Origin of the sequence: Streptomyces sp. RP5T, from assembly GCF_003933965.1 — a bacterium.
Lineage (GTDB): Bacteria > Actinomycetota > Actinomycetes > Streptomycetales > Streptomycetaceae > Streptomyces.
Map to the genome: position 1 here is coordinate 1 of NZ_RSAJ01000097.1, position 21,052 is coordinate 21,052.

Consider the following 21,052-nt stretch of genomic DNA (forward strand, 5'->3'; position numbering starts at 1 on the left):
GCCCGGGCCCTGCCTCCAGCGGCTCCTCGACAAGCTGGCCGCCCGTACGGTCGTCCTGCCACCCCTGCGGGAACGCACCGAGGACATCAGGGAGTTGCTCACGGCCCTCGCGCCGCGCCCCGCACCGGGGAGCCCTCCGCTGACCTGGACCCTCGACGCTCTGCGCGCGCTCGAACAGCATCCGTGGCCCGGCAACGTCACCGAACTCGCCCATGTCGTCCACGCCCTGGCGGAGCACCGACGGGCCTCGGGGCCGGTCCGGCGGGCCGAACTCCCGGACCCCGTGCGGGAGGGCCCCGCCTCGCGCCCGCTCAGCCCGATGGAGCACGCCGAGCGCGCCACCATCCTGGAGACCCTGCACCGCCACGGCGGCAACAAGTCCCGCGCGGCGGCGGCCCTGGGCATCGGGCGGGCGACGCTGTACCGCAAACTGCGGGAGTACGAGGGCTGAGGAGGACCTCGCCGGTCGGGAGACCTCGGAAGGACGCCGCGGCGCCTGCTGGTACCACGCACGACGGGCTCGGGGCCATGGCGGCCTCAGACGGCGTCCGCCGGCCGCTTCCCCGGCTGCGGTTCCTCCCGCCGCTCGGCGTCGAGGTGCGTCGGCCGCGACGCGGCGGCCGTGCGGCGCCCCGAGGGGGACACGGGGCCGCGAGCGCACGCGCTGGTACCGCACGACGAGACCGGATCCAGGGCGGCCTCACACGGCGTCCGCCGGCCGCCGGACCTTCCCCGGCTACGGTTCCTCCCGCCGCTCGGCGTCGAGGTGCGTCGGCCGCGACGCGGCGGCCGTGCGGCGCCCCGAGGGGGACACGGGGCCGCGAGCGCACGCGCTGGTACCGCACGACGAGACCGGATCCAGGGCGGCCTCACACGGCGTCCGCCGGCCGCCGGACCTTCCCCGGCTACGGTTCCTCCCGCCGCTCGGCGTCGAGGTGCGTCGGCCGCGACGCGGCGGCCGTGCGGCGCCCCGAGGGGGACACGGGGCCGCGAGCGCACGCGCTGGTACCGCACGACGAGACCGGATCCAGGGCGGCCTCACACGGCGTCCGCCGGCCGCCGGACCTTCCCCGACTGCGGTTCCTCCCGCCGCTCGGCGTCGAGGTGCGTCCGCTGCGACGCGGCGGCCGTGCGGCGCCCCGAGGGGGACACGGGTGCCGCGAGCGCGCGTGATCATGGGCACTCGGGTCGGTCCCCTTGCGCCGACCGGGTGCACCGGAGTGGCGACCGGGCCGGGGACCGGCTCGACGGTTCGTTGCTGCCGTCGGTGGTGCCCGACCGGCGGGGCGGCACCCTGGGCCGGGGCGGGCCTGCATACCGTAGAGGCAGATCACCCTCTGCCCGGGAGCACGCATGACCGGTAGCCGCCGCAGGAGACCCGGCGACACCTTCGACGCCATCGAGCCGCCGGGCGACGCCCAGCTGATCACCTCGGTGGTGCTCGTGACGGCGCTGGTCGAGTTCCTCGGCGCGCTGTCCGGGTCCGAGGTGTGGCTTCTCGGGCTCCTGGTGTTCCTCCCGGGTGCCGCCTCGGCGCTGGGCACGGTCCGCCAGACGGCGTTCGTCGCCGTGTGGACCACGCTCGTCGTCACCGCCAGCGTGCTGCTGCGGGACCGCGACGCGGGCCACTGGTTCGACCGGCTCCTGCTGATCCTGTTCACCGTGGCCCTGGCCGCGACCTCCGTCTACGGCTGCCACCGGCGCATCAGACGCGAGGACGCGATGCTGCGTCTGCGGTCCACCGCCGCGGCCATGCAGCGGCACATCCTGCACCCCCTGCCCCTGGTGACCGACGACGTCCTGGTCAACGGCGTGTACGAGCCGCTCCAGGAGGAGCGGCTCGTCGGCGGGGACATCTACGACGTCGTCGACTCGCCCTTCGGGACCCGGGTGCTGATCGGGGACGTGCAGGGCAAGGGGCTGGCCGCCGTGGGCTCCGCGTTCGCCGTCATCGGCGCCTTCCGGGAGGCGGCCTACCGCGAGCCCACCCTGACCGCGCTCGTGGACGCCCTGGACGCCGCCGTGGTGCGGCACAACTCCTACGCCCTGCACACCGGCGACGACGAGCGGTTCGTCACCGCGCTCATCATCGGCATCGGCACGGACACGGAAGTACAGGCCGTCAACTGCGGGCACGTGCTGCCGCATGTGCTGCACGAGGGGACGGTCAGCACGCTCGAACTCGAACCCGGCGTCCCGCTGGGCCTGGCCGAACTCGCCCACGAGCCCACGACGGTGGGCTGGTTCGACTTCCCCGAGGGCGCGACGCTGCTGCTGAGCACCGACGGCCTGACGGAGACCCGCTCCGCCGACGGGGCGTTCTACCCGCTCGACGAGCGCCTGTCGACGTACGCCGACCTGTCCCCCACCGAGCTGCCGCACGCCCTTCAGGACGACGCCCGCACGTTCGCCGGGAACGGCGGCCCGCACGACGACGTGGCCGTCCTGACCGTGCGCCGCTCCCTGCGCCTCTGAGAACGCTCGGCCGGCACCCGGCCCATCACCGCCTCCGGGAACAACACATTCCCCGACAGGACGGCGTGGCGCCCCCTACCGTGACGGCCGGGCGGCAACCTGCTTCGACGCGGCGGAAGCCGTCGGTCCGATCTGAACAACCACCCCCGTGCGCCGCGTTCTTAGAAGTGCAGGACGCGAGGCGAACGAGAACCGTGAGGCCAACTTGTCGAACGCACCGACCGCCACCCACCGGGGCTGGGGCACCCGCAACTGGGGCGTGGCCAGAAAACTCCAGGCCATCCTCCTGATCCCGGTGATCGTGGCCCTCGTCCTCGGCGGCATACGCGTCAAGCGTTCCGTGGACACCTGGCAGGACGCCGACGACGCGGTCCGTGTGGCGGAACTCGTCCAGGCGGCCAACAAGTACGCTAGCGACGCCATCAACGAGCGGGACGTCTCGGTCATCCCCCTGGTCAAGGGCGACCGCACGTCGAGCACGGTCGCGAAGGCCCGTGCCGTCACCGACGCCGACGCGAAGACGTTCGACGAGGCGGTGGGACGGATGCCGCAGACCCCCGGACTGCTGCGCCGGGTCGAACTCGTCCGCATCGGCGAGAAGCAGCTCGCCACCGTGCGCGCGAACGCCTTCACCGCCCGGCTGACCGGCGTGCAGACCGAGGAGAGCTACCACGCCGTCCAGCATCCCCTGATGGAGATCTCCAACGAACTCGGCTTCGGCAGCAGCAACCAGGCCAGCTTCGGCCGCACCCTCTACGCCGCCTCCCTCACCCAGGCCGCCGAGTCCCTGATCCGGGCGATCGGCACCCACCTCCTCGTCGAGGACCGGGACAAGCTCGCCCCGGGTGAACTCCAGGCCCAGCTCGGCTCGTTCAACTCGTACGTCTACCTCGAACGGGTCGCGCTCCAGGAGTACGCCGGCGCCGGCACCGCCGCGGACATGGCCCGGCTGCGCAAGGCGCTGGCCGACGCGGAGAAGCAGGGCCGGGAGCAGGCCGCCACGGCCCGGAAGCAGGCCGAGGCCGCGGGCAGGACGTTCGTGGCCCCGCCGGGCCTGGAGCAGATGGCCGCCGAGATCGCCTCGGGCAAGTCGGCCGCGCAGCTCGCGGCGCAGGGCATCACGCCCGAGACGTTCTTCGCCGCCTCCACCCTCAGCTTCGACGCGTACCGCAGTGTCGAGGTGTACCTGACCGACTCCGCGCTCTCGGACGCCCACAGCATCGCCGACGACGCCCGCAACGACGCCGTCATCAACGCCGCGCTGGTGCTCGCCGCGGTCCTCGCCGCCTTCCTGCTCGCCGCCTGGGTGGCCCGGACGATGAGCAGCAGCATGCGCCGGCTGAGCGCCTCGGCCCACGAGATCGCCGGGCAGCGCCTCCCCGCCCTGCTCACCCAGCTGACCCGGGCCATCCCGGGGCGGGTCGACGCCCAGGTGACGCCGATCCCGATCACCACCACGGACGAGATCGGTGAGGTCGCCCGCGCGTTCGACCACGTGCACCGGGAGGCCGTCCGGCTCGCCGCCGAACAGGCTCTGCTGCGCGCCAACATCAACACGATCTTCGGCAACCTGGCCCGCCGCAGCCAGTCGCTGATCGAGCGTCAACTCGCCCTGATCACCGATCTGGAGGGCAAGGAGGCCGACCCCGACCAGCTGGAGAACCTCTTCAAGCTGGACCACCTCGCCACCCGCGTGCGGCGCAACGGCGAGAACCTCCTCGTGCTCGGGGGTGAGACCCCCGCCCAGCAGTGGGACCAGCCGCTGCCCCTGGTCGACGTGATCCGGGCGGCGGCCTCGGAGGTCGAGCAGTACGAGCGGGTCGAGCTGTCGGGGGTCCCGGAGGCCGAGATCCACGGGCGCGCCGTGACCGACCTCGTGCACCTGCTGGCCGAACTCCTGGAGAACGCGACGACGTTCTCACCGCCGCAGTCCCGGGTCCTGGTCACGGCGGCGCGGTTGCCGGACGGCCGGATCATGGTCGAGATCCACGACAGGGGCATCGGGCTGCCGCCGGAGGAACTGGCCGACATCAACCACCGCCTGGCCGACCCGCCCACCGTGGACGTGGCGATCTCCCAGCGCATGGGCCTGTACGTGGTGAGCCGGCTCGCGGACCGGCACGGCGTCCGCGTCCAGCTCCGCCCCTCCGGGGAGGGACAGGGCACCACAGCCCTGGCGATGCTCCCGGACACCATCACCCATCGCGGCACCGCTGCGGAGTCCGACGTCGACACCATGGCCCTGGCGGCCTTCCCGGACCCCGGCGGCCCCGGGGTCACCGCCCGCGGTTACGAGTCCTGGAACGACAGGTAAGGGCGCCCGCCGGTGAAACCCCCTTGGCCCGGACGCCCCCGCCACGGCAGGATGATCGTTCGATGTCGGCCACAGGAGGGGAACCGCGGATGCGGCGGAACCGGCTCGGGAAGACCGAGGTGCACGTCACGGAGCTGGGCTTCGGCGGAGGTCCGCTCGGCGGACTCTTCGCACCGTTGGACGACGAGACGGCCGCGGGCGCCCTTGAGGCGGCCTGGGACAGCGGGATCCGCTACTTCGACACGTCTCCGCACTACGGCATCGGCCACTCCGAGCGCCGCACCGGCGACCTGCTCCGGGGCAGGCCGCGCGAGGAGTTCACCCTGTCGACGAAGGTCGGCCGGCTGCTGGTCCCGCAGGACCCGGCGGGCCGCATGGACGAGAGTTTCGCGGTGCCGGCCACCCACCGCAGGGTGTGGGACTTCACGCGCGACGGCGTGCGGCGCAGCGTGGCGGACTCGCTGGAGCGGATGGGCCTGGACCGGATCGACGTGCTGTTCCTGCACGACGCGGAGGAACACTTCGAGGACGCGTTGCGCGAGGGGTACCCGGCCCTCGCCGAACTGCGCGCCGAGGGTGTGGTGGGGGCCGTCGGCGCCGGCATGTACGACCCCGGCAAACTGACCCGGCTGGTCAGGGAGGCGGACGTCGACGTCGTGATGCTGTCCGGCCGCTACACGCTCCTGGACCACAGCGCCCTGGACGAACTCCTGCCCGCCTGCGAGGACCGCGGGGTCTCGGTCCTCGCGGCGTCGGTCTTCAACTCCGGCCTGCTGGCCACGGCCCGGCCCCCACAGGGCGCCACCTTCGACTACGCCCCCGCCGCCCCGCAACTGCTGGACCGGGCGCACCGCATCGCCGACGTGTGCGAGGCCCACGGCGTGACCCTCCCGGAGCTGGCGATGGCGTTCCCGCTCCGGCACCCGGCGGTCGCGGGCATCGTCGTCGGCATGCGCACGGCGGAGGAGGTGCGCCGCAACACGGCGGCGTTCGGCGCGGAGATCCCGGCACGGCTGTGGGACGACCTGCGCGGTGAGGGGCTCCTGGACGAGCGGGCCCCTGTGACGTAGGACGCACGACCAATGACCCCCTCAAATACATATCCAGCATGCGCATTTGTTAGTGTCCTCGCGTGAGGTTGACCAAGTTCACCGACCTGTCGCTCCGTGCCGTGATGCGTCTGGCGGTCTCGCGGCAGGACGAACCCCTGACCACCCGCGAGGTGGCCGAGGCCATGGACGTGCCGACCGCCCACATGGCGAAGGCGATCAGCCGGCTGCAGCATCTCGGGGTCCTGGAGACCCGCCGGGGCCGCGGCGGCGGGCTGGGGCTGACCGAGCTCGGCCGACACGCCTCGGTCGGCTGGCTGGTGCGGGAACTCGAAGGCGAGGACGAGGTCGTCGCCTGCGAGGGCGATCCCCCCTGCCCGCTGCGCGCGGCATGCCGGCTGCGCCGGGCGCTGCGGGACGCACAGGAAGCCTTCTACGCCACGCTCGACCCGCTGACGGTGACCGACCTCGTGCAGTCCCCCACCGGTCCGGTCCTCGTCGGACTCGGCGTCCGCCGCTCCGACTGACCCGACCCCTCCCCCGAAGCCCCACATCACCACACCCTTTAATACGAAGATCACTTACCAATTCAGGAGGTACCGTGCTGTCCGAGCGTTCCATCCCCGTCGTCCGAGCCACCCTGCCGGTCGTCGGCGCGGCCATCGGCGAGATCACCGAGGTGTTCTACACCCGGCTCTTCGACGATCGCCCCGAGCTCCTGCGCGACCTGTTCAACCGCGGGAACCAGGCCAACGGGGACCAGCAGAAGGCCCTGGCGGGCTCCATCGCCGCCTTCGCGACCCTGCTGGTCGATCACCCCGAGTCCCGGCCGGACGCGATGCTGGCCCGGATCGCCCACAAGCACGCCTCGCTCGGCATCAGCTCGGACCAGTACAAACTCGTCCACCAGCACCTCTTCGGCGCGATCGTGGAGGTGCTCGGCGACGCGGTCACACCCGAGGTGGCCGCCGCCTGGGACGAGGTGTACTGGCTGATGGCCAACGCCCTGATCGCCCTGGAGGCCCGTCTCTACCAGGAATCCGGCACCCCGGAGGGCGGGACCCGGCGGCGGATGGAGATCGTCGGGCGGCACGAGGAGACGCCCGACACCGTCTCCTTCCTCCTGCGCCCCACCGACGGCACTCCCGCAGGGACCTTCCGCCCCGGGCAGTACGTCAGCGTCCAGGCCGAACTCCCCGACGGCGCACGCCAGATACGCCAGTACAGCCTCAGCGGCGCCCCGGCCGATCCAGCCTGGCGCATCACCGTCAAGCGCGTCCGGGCGGGCGCGGACCCGGCCGGCGAGGTGTCCTCCTGGCTGCACGAGCACGCCCACCCCGGCGACACCCTGAGCGTCTCCGCCCCCTTCGGCGACCTCGTGCTGCCCGAGCAGGAGGGGCCGCTGCTGCTGGCGTCCGCCGGGATCGGCATCACCCCGATGCTGTCCATGCTCCACCACCTGGCCGCCACCGACCCGGCCCGCCCGGTGACCGTGCTGCACGCCGAGCGCACCCCGGCCGACCACGCCCACCACGAGGAGCAGCGCCGACTCGTCGAGGCGCTCCCGAACGCCCGACTGCACCTTTGGTACGAGGAGTTGACCGAGACCGGCCGGGAGGCCACCGCGGGCCGCACCGACGTCACCGCGCTCGACCTGCCCGAGGGAGTGACCGCGTATCTGTGCGGCCCGCTCCCCTTCATGCGCGCGGTGCGCGGAGACCTCCTCCGCCTCGGCCTGCCCGCGCACGCCGTCCACTACGAGGTCTTCGGCCCCGACCTCTGGCTGGGCACCGAATGACCGGCGGGGCCCGCGGAGGACATGGTCGCCGACGGCGAGAACGTCGTCGTCGCACGATCAGTCCGCCCCGTACGACGAAGTGATGGGCGACACGGACGTCGATCGGCTCGCCTCGGCGGCCCGGCCGAACCGACCGGCACCCTCCGTATCCGTCCGCTGCCCCTCAGCCCGTCATGGCCTCCCGGACGAGAACGGTGTCGACGAACTGCTCGAAGCGACCGGTCACCCTCCCCGCCCGGTCGACCGGGCCGCTCACTCCTCGCCGTCCGGGAACTCACCCGCGAACGCGCCGGCCATCCGGAGCCAGGGCTCCGCTTCCTCCTGGCGGCCCTGTCGCTGGAGGGTGCGGCCCAGCATCAGGTGGGCGTAGTGCTCCACCGGATCGCGCTCGACGATCACGCGCAACTGGTCCTCGGCACGCTTGAGTTGGGCGGAGTGGTAGTAGGCGCGGGCCAACAGCAGCCGGGGGCCGGTCTGTTCCGGGGCCTCCTCGACCACGACGGCCAGGAGCTTCGCGGCGGCGGTGTAGTCCCGCGCCTCGAAGAGCAGTCCGGCCCGCTCCCAGCGCTCGGCGGTGGTCTCCTCGTGCGGCACCCCGGCGCCGTTGTCGAACAGGTGCAGCGCGCTGGCCCAGCGGGCGGGCGCCACCCCGCCGGTGGCCGGGTACGTGTTGAAGTCGTCGGTCATGATTCCTCCGTCTCCTGCTCGCGGGCGGCGAGCAGGGAGGCATGGGTGGGGGCGTCGGGTACGTCGGCCGGACGGTTCCTCGCGAACTCCTCGCGCAGCACCGGTACGACCTCCGCGCCCAGCATGTCGATCTGCTCCAGCGCGGTCTTCAGCGGGATGCCCCCGCCGTCCACCATGAACAGCTGGCGCTGGTAGTCACCGGCGTACTCGCGGAAGCTCAGCGTCTTCTCGACGACCTGCTCCGGGGTGCCGACGGTCAGCGGGGTCTGCTCCATGTACTCCTCCATCGACACTCCGCCTCCCATCACCGGCGAGTGGTCGAAGACCGGGCGGAACTCCCGGATCGCGTCCTGGGAGTTGCGGCGCATGTAGACCTGGCCGCCGAGTCCCACGATCGCCTGCTCGGGCGTGCCGTGGCCGTAGTGCGCGTACCGCTGCCGGTACAGGTCGATCAGCTTCCCGGTGTGCTCCCTGGGCCAGAAGATGTTGTTGTGGAAGAAGCCGTCACCGTAGTAGGCGGCCTGCTCGGCGATCTCCGGCGAGCGGATGGAGCCGTGCCAGACGAACGGCGGTATGCCGTCCAGCGGGCGGGGCGTGGAGGTGAAGCCCTGGAGCGGCGTGCGGAACTTGCCCTCCCAGTTCACGACGTCCTCGCGCCACAGCCGGCGCAGCAGGGCGTAGTTCTCCACGGCGAGGCTGATGCCGTCACGGATGTCCTTGCCGAACCAGGGGTAGACCGGGCCGGTGTTGCCGCGGCCCGTCATCAGGTCCACGCGGCCGTCGGCCAGGTGCTGGAGCATCGCGAAGTCCTCGGCGATCTTCACCGGGTCGTTCGTGGTGATCAGCGTGGTCGAGGTGGAGAGGATGATGTGCTCGGTGCGCGCGGCGACGTATCCGAGGAGGGTCGTGGGCGAGGAGGGCACGAACGGCCGGTTGTGGTGCTCGCCGGTCGCGAATACGTCGAGTCCGACCTCCTCGGCTTTCTGCGCTATCGCGACCATGGCCTCGATCCGCTCGTGCTCGGTGGGGGTACGACCCGTGTGCGGGTCGGTGGACACGTCACCGACGGTGAAGATGCCGAACTGCATCGCCCTCACCCTTCCTGGTGGTTGATGCATCAACTATTGCCCTGCAACACGACCCCACCTCCGGCTATTCCGCTCCCCCGATGGGCCCCTGACCAGCCGCAACGACCGGCCCGGCCGAAGGTCTGCTCAGCCGGCCGGGCTCTTGTCCGGCGTGCCGACGACCACTCGGAGATCTCGGCCAGGTCCCGCGGACCGACCGGTGAGACTCGGCCCAGGAAGTTCTTCACGCACGGCCACGGCCGGACGCGGTACCGCCGCCTCGACGGCCGCCCGACGGCGTGCGCGATGACCACGAAGGCATCGCGCGCGCCATCGGCGCACTCCTCCCGCACCACCGCGCCCTGGGGTGCCACGGGCGGCACCCGGCCGGAACGGCTGCGGCGCCCCGGAGCCGGTGCCGGGCGACGCGACGGGGCTCTACGACACCACGCTCACCGCGTACCGGGCGGCGACCTCCGCCAAAGCCGAGGGGAGGTCCGACGCTTCGACGCACCGGTGGTGCCGACCGGCGGCATCAACCAGGACCCCGGCAGCACCTCGCGCGGGAAGCTGGTCTCAGAACCGCAGAAGCTCTCCGGTCCCGCCGTTGGACCCGGTCGGCCGCGGCCCCGCCGACGTCCGCGCCGGGCTACTCCGGGTTTCCGGGCGGCGGGATGCTGCCCGTCGTGGTCAGCTTCCGGTACCACAGGGCGCTGTCCTTCAGGGTGCGGCGCTGGGTCCCGTAGTCGATGTGGACGAGGCCGAAGCGCTTCGAATAGCCGTAGCCCCACTCGAAGTTGTCCATCAGCGACCACACGAAGTACCCGCGCAGGTCGACACCGGCGGCCAGTGCCCGGTGGGCGGCGAGGAAGTGGCGGTGGAGGTAGTCGACGCGCTCCGGGTCGTGGACGGCGTGGCTGCCGTCGGGGCGGGTGGTGACGTGGTCCTCGAAGGCCGCCCCGTTCTCGGTGACGACCAGCGGCTGGTCCGGGAAGCGGGTGTGCAGGTCCAGCAGGAGCTCTTCGAGACCGTCGGGGTCGATGTTCCAGCCCATGGCGGTCTGCGGGCCCTCCTGCGCGACGAACTCGACCTGGGGCGAGCCGGGCCAGGGCGAGCCGCCCATGTCCTTGTGCCCGTCGTTGTTCTGCCGCGCGGCGGTGCCGTCCCACAGCCGGACCCTGGTGGTGGCGTAGTAGTTGACGCCGAGCAGGTCCAGGGGCTGGTGGATCCGGGCGAGGTCGCCGTCCTCGACGAACGACCAGTCGGTGATGCCCGCAGTGTCCTCGATGAGGTCCTGCGGGTAGTGGCCGCGCAACAGGGGTTCGGTGAAGGCCCGGTTGGCCAGCGCGTCGATGCGGCGTACGGCCTCCTCGGCACCGTCGCCCTCACCGCGCAGGACGTGGAAGTTGAGGGTGACCGAGTACTGCGGGTCGTTGGTGGTGACCTCCCGGAGCTGCTGGACCGCCAGCCCGTGGGCGAGGTTGAGATGGTGGACCGCGGTCAGCGCCGCGGCGCCGTCGCTGCGGCCCGGGGCGTGGGCTCCGGCGCCGTAGCCGAGGTAGGCGGAGCACCAGGGCTCGTTCAGCGTGGTCCAGATCGCGACACGGTCGCCGAGGGCCTCGCCGACGACACGGGCGTAGTCGGCGAAGGCGAAGGCGGTCGCGCGGTTGGTCCAGCCGCCCTCGTCCTCCAGGGCCTGCGGCAGGTCCCAGTGGTACAGGGTCGCGACGGGGGCGATGTCCCTCCGGAGCAGTCCGTCGACCAGGCGGCTGTAGAAGTCCAGCCCCTTCGGGTTGACCGGCCCCCGCCCGGTGGGCTGGATGCGCGGCCAGGCGATGGAGAACCGGTAGGCCTTCAGGCCCAGGGAGGCCATGAGGTCGAGGTCCTCGTCGAGGCGGTGGTAGTGGTCGGCGGCCACGTCACCGGTGTCGCCGTTCCACGTCTTGCCCGGCGTGTGGGAGTAGGTGTCCCAGATGGAGGGGCCGCGGCCGTCCTCGTCGGCGGCGCCCTCGATCTGGTAGGCGGCGGTCGCGGAGCCGAGGAGGAAGTGCGCGGGGAAGGACGGGGGCTGGGCTGTCGACATGCGGGTCGCTTTCCGGTGATGGCCAGGAGATGAGGACGGTGTCCTGAACCACGGTGATGTTAACGTTAACAAGCTGTCAAGGGCTGCGCCGCGATCGGCCGTGGATGCGGGAGCCGGGCAGCCGGGGAGACTCCCGAACGGCGGTCGCGCCTCAGGAGTGCGCGCGCGGTGCGGCCGTGCTGTGCCGGACGACGAGCTGTGGGGTGAGCTTGTGCCGCTGTGCCGGTTCGCCGGCCATCCTGCGCACCAGCAGTTCGATGGCGCTCCTGCCGAGGTGGGCGAAGTCCTGGCGGACCGTGGTCAGGGCGGGCACCAGGTATCCGGCGCCCTTCATGTCGTCGAAGCCGACGATCGACACGTCGTGCGGCACCTTCACACCCCGTTCGACGAAGGCGGCCAGCACGCCCATGGCCATCTGGTCGTTCCCCGCGAAGACGGCGGTGGGCAGGCGGTCGGCGTCGCAGAGTTCGTGGGCCAGACGGAACCCGCTCTCCGCGTCGAAGTCGCCCTCCAGCAGGGCTCCTCGCGCTCCTGCGGCGGTGAGTTCGCCCTGCCAGCCGTCGACGCGGGCCCGGGCGTCGAAGGTGCGCAGCGCACCCGTGAGGTGGGCGATGTCCCGGTGCCCGAGGTCTAGGAGGTGCCCGACCGCGAGCCGGGCGCCGAGCTCCTGGTCGACCTCGACGAAGCTGAGCTCGGGGTCGGGCGCGTTGCCGGACATCACGACCGCCACTGGAACCCCGAGGGAGAGCCCGGACAGCGCCTCCACGGTGTCGGACCGGTCGGCGACGACCGCGATCGCCTCCACCGACTGGTCGGTCAGCCGTTGCAGCGTCTCCAGGAGGTCGGCGGTGGTGCTCTCGCCCTGCCGGCTGGCCAGGCTCACCCAGTAACCGGCCTGCTTGGCGGCCGTCTCCACGCCGAGGAGGATGCGCGGGAGCTCGAACAGCTCGGACCCGACGATCACCACGCCGATCGTCGAGGAGTGCCGGCTCTTGAGGGCTCGGGCGACGCTGTTGCGGCGGTATCCCAGCTTCTGGATCGCCGTCTCGACCCGGGCCCTGGTCTCCGGCCGGACCGACGGATGGCCGTTGATCACGCGGGAGACGGTGATGTGCGAGACGCCGGCCTCGCGGGCCACGTCCATCATGCCCGGCGGCCGGTCCATGTCCGTCGTCCTCTGCCCTCGACCCGAGCGGGCGGCCTCACGCCCACCGCCGATACTGTCACAGGCGCCGGGCCGCCTCCTCGCCTCCGGTGGTGTGCGACGCCGTCAGGCCGTCCAGCCGCGGGACGAAGCGTTCACGGATTACGCGCGGTGGAGTGTCGCGGGCGGTCCCCGCCGTGGCGGCGGCGCCCGCCTGGTGGGGGCGCCCGCCTGGTGGGGGCGCCCGCCTGGTGGGGGCGCCGGGCCGCCGGGGTGACCGGCCCGCTCGCCGGTGCCGGGCCGCCGGTCACGCGGCCCCCCAATGCGGCGTCAGGACGTGTACCGCGGGGTCCACTGGGCCTCGGTGACCGCCTCGCGCAGCTCGGCCTCCGTGGCCTCGGGCGCGACGCCGTCCTCGACGGCCGCCCGGGCCACCGCGAGCGCGATCTCGCGGGCCGCGTCCCGCATGCTCGCCAGCGGCGGCAGCAGCGGGGTGGCCTCGCCGGTGCCCGCCCGTACCGCGCACTCCCCCACGGCCCGGGCCGCAGCCACCATCATGCGGTCGGTCACCCGGGTGGCCCGGCAGGCCGTGACCGCCAGGCCGACGGCGGGGAAGACGTAGACGTTGTTGGCCTGCGCGACCGGGACCTCGCGACCGTCCACCGTCAGCGGCGGGAAGGGCGAACCGGTGGCGATCAGGGCCCGGCCGTCGGTCCAGCGGGCGAGGTCGGCGGGCTCGGCCTCGGCGTTCGAGGTCGGGTTGGACAGCGGCAGGATCACCGGCCGGTCGCAGGAGCCGGCCATGGTCCGCACGATCTCCTCGGTGAACGCTCCGTGTGCCGTGGACAGCCCGATCAGCACCGTCGGCCTCACCTCGCCGACGACCCGGGCCAGATCGGGCGCCTCGCCCCACTGCCGTACGTCCTCGTCGTCGCGGGCGTAGACCCGCTGCTCGGGGGTGAGGCCGGTGCGGGAGTCCACCAGGAGGCCGTCGATGTCGACGAACCAGAACCGGTCCGCCGCCTGTTCCTCGGTGAGCCCCTCGTCGACGAGTGCGGTACGGATCATGTCGGCGACGCCGATCGCCGCCGAGCCCGCGCCCAGGACCACGATGCGGTGGTCGGTCAGGGCCGCTCCGGCGACCTTCGTGGCCGTGGTCAGCGCGCCGAGCGCCACGGCCGCGGTGCCCTGGATGTCGTCGTTGAAGGTGAGCAGCCGGTCCTGGTAGCGGCCGAGGATCGGCCGGGCGTGGGCGGTCGCGAAGTCCTCCCACTGGAGCAGCGTGCCGGGGAGTTCGGCCTCCACGGCGGAGACGAACGCCTCGATCATCTCGTCGTAGGCCTCCCCGGTCACCCGGTGCTGCCTGCGGCCGAGGTAGTGCTCGTTCGCCAGCAGGTCCTCGTTGTCGGTGCCGACGTCGAGGAGGACCGGCAGGGTGCGGGCGGGGTGGATGCCGCCGATGGCGGTGTAGAGGCTGAGCTTTCCGATCGGGATGCCCATGCCTCCCACCCCCTGGTCGCCGAGGCCCAGGATGCGCTGGCCGTCGGTGACGACGATGACGTCCACCTCGCCGCCCGGCCGGTTGCGCAGGATCTCCCGGAACCGGTGCCGGTCCTCGTACGTCAGGAACAGCCCGCGGGGCCTGCGGTAGATCTCGCTGAACCTGCGGCAGGCCTCGCCGACCGTGGGGGTGTAGACGACCGGCAGCATCTCCTCCAGGTGCCGGGTGAGCAGGCCGTGAAAGAGCACCTCGTTGGTGTCCTGGAGCTGGCGCAGGTAGATGTGCCGGTTCAGTTGCTTGTCGTAGCCGAGGAACGCCTCGTACGCCCGGCCGGCCTGTTCCTCGAGGGTCTCCGTCGCCGGTGGCAGCAACCCGTCCAGGCCGAACTCGGCGCGTTCCTCGGCGGTGAAGGCGGTGCCCTTGTTGAGGAGGGGATCGGCGAGCAGGGCCGCTCCGCGGACCTGGGCGGGGCTGTGTGGTGCCATGACGTTCCTCGGGTCGGCGGGTTTCAGACCAGCTAGTCCTGTGCCCCGTGGGCCGTCGTCCGAATCAGCCGCCCCGCGCGGCCGTCCGGCGGGCTCAGGCGTCGTCGGCCGTGTGCACCCGCCGTCCTTCGACGAAGGTCTGGAGGACCCGGGTGGCCGCGATCTCCTCGGGCGGGCCCGCGAACGGGTCGCGGTCGAGGACGACGAGATCGGCGGCCCTGCCCACGGCGATGCTGCCGGTGATGTCGTCGAGGTGGTTCACGTGGGCGCTGCCCGCCGTGTACGCGGCGATGGCGGTCCCCAGGTCGAGGCGCTGTCCCGGGAGGAACCGCGGGGTGCCCTCGGGGGCGCCGGGGGTGATCCGGTTGACGGCGACATGGATGGCCTGGAAGGGGTCGGGGCTGCTGACCGGCCAGTCGCTGCCGGCGGCCAGGGTGGCGCCGGCGCGCAGCAGGTCGCCGAAGGGGTACTGCCGGGCCCCGCGTTCGTCGCCGAGGAAGGGCAGGGTCAGTTCGTCCATCTGCGGTTCGTGGGCGGCCCACAGCATCTGCAGGTTGGCGCTCGCGCCCAAGGCGCGGAACCGGGGGACGTCGAGCGGGTGCACGACCTGGAGGTGCGCCAGGTGGTGCCGGGTGTCCCGCCACCCGTTGGCGGCGCGGGCGGACTCCACGGCGTCGAGGGCCTCGCGGACCGCGCGGTCGCCGAGTGCGTGGAAGTGGACCTGGAAGCCGCGGGCGTCCAGCTCGGTGACGTACTTCTTCAGGTCGTCCGGCTCGACGAAGCTGATGCCGCTGTTGTCGGAGGCGCAGCCGCAGCCGGTCAGATAGGGGTCGAGCATCGCGGCGGTGTGGTTCTCCGCGATGCCGTCCTGCATGACCTTCACTGTGCCGGCCCGGAACCGGCCCCGGTTCAACTCCTCGCGTCGGGCGACGAGTTCGGGGATCTGTTCGGCGCCCCGCTCACGGTCCCACCACAGCGCGCCGACGACCCGGGCGGTGAGCAGGCCGCGGTCGAGGGCCGCGAGGTAGGAGGGCGCCGGGTCGGTCAGGTTGGCGTAGGCGCCGACGATGGCGTCCTGCCAGGCGGTGACGCCGTACGAGTGCAGCACGGCCTGCGCCCGGAGCAGGGCCGTGAGTTGTTCCTCGGGTGTGGGGTCGGGAACGAGTCTGCCCACGAGGTGGACGGCGCCCTCCTGGAGCATGCCGGTGGGGTTGCCGTCCGCGTCCCGTTCGATCCGGCCGTCGGCGGGGTCGGGCGTACGGGCGTCGATGCCGGCCCGTTCCAGGGCGCGGCTGTTGACCCAGGCGCCGTGGTGGTCGCGGTTGGGCAGGAAGACGGGCCGGTCGGGGACGACGGCGTCGAGGGCGGCGGCGGTGGGCGCCCCGCCGGGGAACGCCTCCAGGGACCAGCCGCCGCCGGTGATCCACTCGGCGTCCGGGTTCCGGTCGGCGTACGCCCTGACGCGGCGCAGGTACTCGGCCGGGTCGACGGTGTCGGCGAGGTGGCACAGGCCCAGTTCGAGGCCCGCGCCCTGCGGGTGGACGTGCGCGTCCTGGAAGCCCGGGAGCAGCAGCTTCCCGGCCAGGTCGACGACTTCGGTGCGCGGGCCGATCAGCTCGTGCACCTCGTCGTGGCCCACGGCGACGATCCGCCCGTCGCGCACGGCCACGGCGGTGGCGCGGCTGCGGGCGGGATCGACGGTGTGCACGGGTCCGCCGGTGAGGACGAGGTCCGCGGTGTGTGACATGGGGGTGGGCTCCAGAGGGGGTCAGACCGCCGTACGGTCCATCGGGAGGGTCAGGGACTCGGCGTCGGTGCCGCGCCCCGTGCTGAAGTACGGCGAGTGCCGCACGTACTTGGCGACGGCGGCCATGCCGAGGCCGGCGAGGACGATCACGGCGGGCAGCGAGAACATGAACCAGCCGTTGTCCGGGCTGAGTGCGAAGTGGTCGCTCATGGTCAGGTACGAGTAACCGAGGTAGCCGCCTAGGCCGAGCAGGATCAGGCCGGACACGGCGGGCACACCGATGGCGAGCAGCGCCTCGCGGGGGCCTTCGTGACGCGCCGAGCGGAAGCGGACGGCGCAGGCGAGCGCGGTGAGGCCGTAGTAGAGGGCGACGATCAGGCCGATGGCGTTGACGGCGGCCAGCAGCATGTCGCTGAGCCTGGGGATGGCGACGGCGAGTACGGCGATCACGCCGGCGATGGCCATCACGACTACCGTGCCGGCGGCGGGGGTGCCCCAGCGCGGGTGGACGCGGGTCCACACCGGTCCCATCGTGCGGTCGCGGCTCATCGCGAACAGGCCGCGTGCCGTGGGGATCAGGGTGGCCTGTACGGAGGCGACCGCGGAGAACATCAGCGCGACCAGGGGGAGAGTGGCCAAGGGTTCGGCGGCCAGTTTCTCGCCGAGGTAGGGCAGGGCCTGGGGGCCGTTCCTGACGAGTTCGGCCAGGCTCATCTCCCGCTGGAAGGCGACCGAGGCGAAGAGGAACAGACCGAGCATCGCGAACAGGGCGATGAGGCCGCCGCGGGCCGCGTCGCCGGGGCTCTTCGTCTCCTCGTTGACGCTGAACGCCGCGTCCCAGCCCCAGAAGAAGAACACCGCGAGGACCATGCCCTGGGCGAAGCTGGTGCCGCTGGAGATCTCGAAGGGGTTGAACCAGGACAGCGAGAGGGCGTGGTCGCCGGTGATCAGGGCCCAGCCGCAGAAGGCCAGCAGGACCGTGTACTCGAAGACCAGGAGCGCGAACTGGAAGCGGGTGGCGGCCCGTACGCCGGTGACGGCCAGCGCGGTGAGGGCGAGGAGGATCACCAGTCCGACCGCGGTGGTGACGCCGGTGGACGTCGGGTCGAGGGCGATTCCGGCGACGCTGTGCAGGCCCGCCTTGTTGGCGAAGGCCAGGACGACCGAGCCCATGATCGCGCTGGTGTAGGCGCAGAAGATGACCGAGCCGACCAGGGTGACCCAGCCGGTCAGGAAGCCGGGCCAGGGGCCGAGGGACTTGCCGACCCAGACGTATCCGTTGCCGCAGTTCGGCTCCGAGCGGTTCAGGCGGGCGTAGGCGGTGGCGATGCCGAGGACCGGCAGGAAGGCCAGGAGCAGCAGGACCGGGGCCTGGAGGCCGACGATGGTCGCGATCGTGCCCATGCCGATGGCGATGCTGGTGGTGGCCGCGGTGCTGGAGGCGGCGATGGCGACGCCGTCGACGACGCCGAGCGAACGGCGCAGATCCGGACTCGGGGCGGCGGACAGGGGCGGTCTGGACGACATGGAGGGCTCCTCGGGGACGGAGGACGAGGAAGAGGAAGTGGGGGAAGAGCCGCGCGGTGAGGTGATGGAACAGCCGACGTCCACATTGGGTCAACCCTGTTGACGTAAGGCGGCCGGGGGCCGTTCACTGAGGGCCCCCGGCGAGAGGAGTCCGGCCGTGTCCAGTCGTGTCCCCGAGGAACGCCGACGTCGGCGGCCCACCCGCACCGGCGTCCTGCTGTCCGAGGGCCTGATCGTCGAGACGGCCCTGCGCCTGATCGGCGAGCACGGCTCCGACGCGCTGAGCGTGCGCCGGCTCGGCGCCGCGCTGGGCTGCGACCCGACAGCCCTGTACCGCTACTTCCACGACACGGACGACCTGGTGCTCGCCATCGCGGACCGGATCATCGGTGACGCGATGGCGGGGTTCGAGCCCGGGGACGACTGGGTGGCCTCACTGCGCGAGATGGCCCTGCGGGTGCGGGCCGGATACCTCGCCCATCCGCGGGCCGCCGCCCTGGCCGCGCACCGGGTGACCCGGCGCACCAGCGAGATCCGGGCGGTGGACACGGGGATCGGCCTGATGCTGTCCGCGGGCTTCGGGCCGGCCGACGCCGCCCGCCTGTACCTGGCCTTCATCGACACCGTGCTCAGCCACGCCGCCACGGACGCGGCGTTCCAGGCCCTCCCCCGCCGGCAGCGCGAGGCCGACCACCGGGCATGGCGGGAGGTCTACCAGGATCTGGACCCGGCGACGTATCCGGCGCTCACCGCGGTGCGCCGCGAGCTGCCGGGGATGGCGGACAGCTCGTTCGAGGCGGCGGTGGAGCTGCTGCTGGAGGCGCTGGCGGCACGCGCGCCGGCGCGACGGGCGGCGTCGACGGGGAGTGCGGAAAGCGGCTGAGTTCCTGGTCGCGCACCGGGGCCGGACGTCAACTCGCTTTGCCAGGGCCCGCGTTGAAGCCAGGGGTGCGTGAGGACGGGACAAGTGGCGTGAATGCGACGTACGCAACGCGTGCTCACGGCACTCCTGGGACATCTGCGCAGGAGCATCACACAGGCTGCACACCGCCTTTCGAAAGGATCGCTACTTTTGCCTCCGGCTCGATCCCCCGTGCGAACGAGACCGGCCACGGCCATCGGGCCGATGGTGCAGTCGACTCAGGAAGACCAGATGGACTACTGCTCCTCGTGCCGTCGGCATCTCAACGGCGCCCTGGCATGTCCCGGATGCGGCGCCTACGCCCCGGACATCGCTCCCCCCGCCCACCTCTACGCGACGACCGGCACGGCGGCCGCGGCGTGGGACGAAGCACCCGAGTGGCACGACACGGGCCGCCCCGCGGACCCGGCGCCTTCGGCGGCGGACCCCGGTGTGCCGTCCGAGGACGTGGTGGACGCGCCGGTGGTCGCGGAGGGCCGGGCGGCACGGCGGCGCCAGCGGGTCCGCTGGAAGAAGAACCAGCGCAAGGCCGTGGTCGCGACCGCGGTCGCCCTCGTGGGCGGCGGTCTGACCGTCACCGCGATGAACCAGCAGTCCGGCGCCCGGCCCCAGGCGGCCACGTCTCCGGACCCCCGGTCCATGGGGATGGCGGAGCTGCCCACCTCGGACGACGCCCTGCCGGAGGCCACGCCCGCCAAGGCGCAGCAGGCGTCCACGAGCACGCCCGGCACGAAGTCCGGCTCGCACCGGCGGACGGCCGGCTCGACCTCCACCACGACCCGGTCGTCGGTGCACCCGGACTCCGCCGCCTCCCCCACGCCCACGGCGACCACCGCCTCCGGGACGCAGTCCCAGGGGTCCCGCTCGACGTCCGTCGCGGCGGGCGCGGGAACCGGCGGCTCGAGCGGCACGACCACCACGACATCGGGTGCCGGCGGCACGACGACGGACACCTCGTCGTCCTCGTCGTCCTCGTCCTCCTCCACGGCCACCGGCGGCACGACGGACACGAGCACCGGCACGGGCGGCGACACCTCTCAGTCGTCGCAGACGGACACCTCGTCGTCCGCGACCGATCCGGCCGGGCTGTGCGTGCTCAACCTGCTCTGCATCAGCTGAGCACCGCATCGGGCGCCCGCTACCAGCGCAGCGGCAGCGAGGCGAGGTACTGGTCGAGCAGGCCGGAGATGACGCGGTGGTCGGCCGCGGAGGGGTGCCAGTCGCAGCCCAGGTGATCCAGGGCGGGGTCGTCGTAGTACCAGTGCGCGACCCGCTCGTCCCCCCGCGCGTTGCGGGTCCGGGCGATGCCTTCGACGGTCTCGGCGAAGGGGCCGGCGCCCAGGGCGGTGGCGCTGACGACGAGGAACGTCCTGGGGCCGTAGCGGGCGCGCAGCTTGTCGAGGAAGCCGTGGTAGGCGGACGTGTAGGCGGCGACCAGTTCGGCCTGCGTGCCCCAACGCTCGCCCGGATGCAGGGGTGTCGAGAAGTCGTTGAGGCCCAGCCCGATGACGACGACCTGCGGCCGCCAGTCGGCCGGCCGGTGCCAGACGTCCCCCTCCACGGCCAGCAGGGCGCGGTCGTAGTAGGTGCGGAAGTCGGTGCCGGGGCTGCTTCCGTCGTAGTTGCGGACCATGCCGCGGCCGGAGAAGGCGTTGACCTGGTAGTCGGCGTCCAGCCGTCGGGCGGTGAGAGCGCCGAAGGAGACGTCGGTGTCGGTGTTCCGGTCCACTCCCCCGTTGCCCGAGCAGTCGCGGGTGGTGGAGAGGTTGCCGTAGCCGGCGGTGTAGGAGTCCCCGACGAACTCGATCTGTCGGCGCCGGGCCGGGGGCCGGGCGAGGATCGCGCCGCCCGGGGCGGCGACGAAACCGCCGAACCGGCCCTCGCCGCCGGGGCTTTCGGTGCGTTTGACGAGCCGCACACGGTGCTCGGTGTCGGCGAGCCCCCCGATCCAGGCGGTGGTCCGGCCCGGCGTCACGAGGGTGGCGGCGGGTCGGCCGTCCACCTGGACGTCGTAGTCGTTGACGAGGTCGTCGAGGCGGATGCCGACGCCGGTGCCGCGGAACCGGGCCTCGAAGTAGATGCCGGGCCAGCTGTACCGCACGAACCCGTCGGCGGCGGCTTCGACCCGGCCCGCCGTGTGGAACCGGGTCGAGGCGGCATCGGCGGCCCGCGAGGGGGCGGCGACGGAGGCGACCAGGCCGGCGGCGGTGGCGGTCACCAGGGTTCTGCGGGATAAGCGACGGGGCGTGGGGG

The 21,052-nt window shown here is 72.6% G+C and carries 16 protein-coding genes; 8 read left to right on the forward strand and 8 right to left on the reverse strand.

All coding sequences use genetic code 11. The features are described 5' to 3' along the window. From EHS43_RS13315 to EHS43_RS13340, 6 genes are all read left to right on the forward strand, one after another. On the forward strand, window positions 1-451 hold a 451-nt coding region (locus tag EHS43_RS13315), incomplete at its 5' end, for a helix-turn-helix domain-containing protein (RefSeq protein WP_312023419.1). Window positions 452-1,353: 902 nt separating this feature from the next. Beyond that, window positions 1,354-2,475, forward strand: a complete 1,122-nt coding sequence (locus tag EHS43_RS13320) for a PP2C family protein-serine/threonine phosphatase (protein ID WP_125190976.1) — start codon at window positions 1,354-1,356, stop codon at window positions 2,473-2,475. 205 nt (window positions 2,476-2,680) lie between these two features. Further along, window positions 2,681-4,789 (forward strand): nitrate- and nitrite sensing domain-containing protein, encoded by a 2,109-nt coding sequence (locus EHS43_RS13325; RefSeq protein WP_125190977.1) that lies wholly within the window; start codon window positions 2,681-2,683, stop codon window positions 4,787-4,789. Between the two features lie 62 nt (window positions 4,790-4,851). Next, window positions 4,852-5,859 carry an aldo/keto reductase gene (locus EHS43_RS13330; protein ID WP_260470521.1) on the forward strand — a complete coding sequence of 336 codons (1,008 nt, stop codon included), beginning with the start codon at window positions 4,852-4,854 and terminating at the stop codon, window positions 5,857-5,859. A gap of 62 nt (window positions 5,860-5,921) precedes the next feature. Beyond that, window positions 5,922-6,365, forward strand: a complete 444-nt coding sequence (locus EHS43_RS13335) for an Rrf2 family transcriptional regulator (RefSeq protein ID WP_125190978.1) — start codon at window positions 5,922-5,924, stop codon at window positions 6,363-6,365. A 74-nt stretch (window positions 6,366-6,439) separates the two neighbouring features. After that, complete coding sequence (locus tag EHS43_RS13340) at window positions 6,440-7,636, forward strand: globin domain-containing protein (protein ID WP_125190979.1); 1,197 nt, start codon at window positions 6,440-6,442, stop codon at window positions 7,634-7,636. Between the two features lie 252 nt (window positions 7,637-7,888). Here the strand turns inward: EHS43_RS13340 and EHS43_RS13350 are convergent, their stop codons facing one another. The 7 genes from EHS43_RS13350 to EHS43_RS13385 all read right to left on the reverse strand — a co-directional run bounded on the left by EHS43_RS13350 (window position 7,889) and on the right by EHS43_RS13385 (window position 17,877). After that, a complete protein-coding gene (locus tag EHS43_RS13350; protein ID WP_125190980.1) occupies window positions 7,889-8,323 on the reverse strand; it encodes a tetratricopeptide repeat protein in 435 nt (144 codons plus the stop codon). After that, complete coding sequence (locus tag EHS43_RS13355; protein WP_125190981.1) at window positions 8,320-9,411, reverse strand: LLM class flavin-dependent oxidoreductase; 1,092 nt, start codon at window positions 9,409-9,411, stop codon at window positions 8,320-8,322. Before EHS43_RS13355 ends, EHS43_RS13350 begins: the two co-directional genes overlap by 4 nt. A 628-nt stretch (window positions 9,412-10,039) precedes the next feature. Then, window positions 10,040-11,473: a GH1 family beta-glucosidase gene (locus tag EHS43_RS13365; protein WP_125190982.1), complete on the reverse strand. Its 1,434-nt coding sequence runs from the start codon at window positions 11,471-11,473 to the stop codon at window positions 10,040-10,042. A 151-nt stretch (window positions 11,474-11,624) separates the two neighbouring features. Further along, on the reverse strand, window positions 11,625-12,638 hold the full coding sequence (locus tag EHS43_RS13370) for a LacI family DNA-binding transcriptional regulator (RefSeq protein ID WP_125190983.1): 1,014 nt from the start codon (window positions 12,636-12,638) through the stop codon (window positions 11,625-11,627). 309 nt (window positions 12,639-12,947) lie between these two features. Then, window positions 12,948-14,603 (reverse strand): NAD-dependent malic enzyme, encoded by a 1,656-nt coding sequence (locus tag EHS43_RS13375; RefSeq protein ID WP_125190984.1) that lies wholly within the window; start codon window positions 14,601-14,603, stop codon window positions 12,948-12,950. Between the two features lie 94 nt (window positions 14,604-14,697). Further along, window positions 14,698-16,350, reverse strand: coding sequence for an amidohydrolase (locus EHS43_RS13380; protein WP_125190985.1), 1,653 nt, complete (start codon window positions 16,348-16,350; stop codon window positions 14,698-14,700). 21 nt (window positions 16,351-16,371) lie between these two features. Further along, window positions 16,372-17,877: an APC family permease gene (locus EHS43_RS13385; protein ID WP_125190986.1), complete on the reverse strand. Its 1,506-nt coding sequence runs from the start codon at window positions 17,875-17,877 to the stop codon at window positions 16,372-16,374. 157 nt (window positions 17,878-18,034) lie between these two features. Between EHS43_RS13385 and EHS43_RS13390 the strand changes: the two genes are divergently transcribed. Both EHS43_RS13390 and EHS43_RS46415 read left to right on the forward strand, forming a co-directional pair. After that, entirely contained in the window at window positions 18,035-18,760 is a 726-nt protein-coding gene (locus EHS43_RS13390; RefSeq protein ID WP_125190987.1) for a TetR/AcrR family transcriptional regulator, read from the forward strand. Window positions 18,761-19,003: 243 nt separating this feature from the next. Next, window positions 19,004-19,918, forward strand: coding sequence for a hypothetical protein (locus EHS43_RS46415; protein ID WP_185806233.1), 915 nt, complete (start codon window positions 19,004-19,006; stop codon window positions 19,916-19,918). A gap of 19 nt (window positions 19,919-19,937) precedes the next feature. On the opposite strand, the gene EHS43_RS13400 is transcribed toward EHS43_RS46415, so the two are convergent. After that, a complete protein-coding gene (locus EHS43_RS13400; RefSeq protein WP_125190989.1) occupies window positions 19,938-21,020 on the reverse strand; it encodes an SGNH/GDSL hydrolase family protein in 1,083 nt (360 codons plus the stop codon). Between the last annotated feature and the right edge of the window lie 32 nt (window positions 21,021-21,052).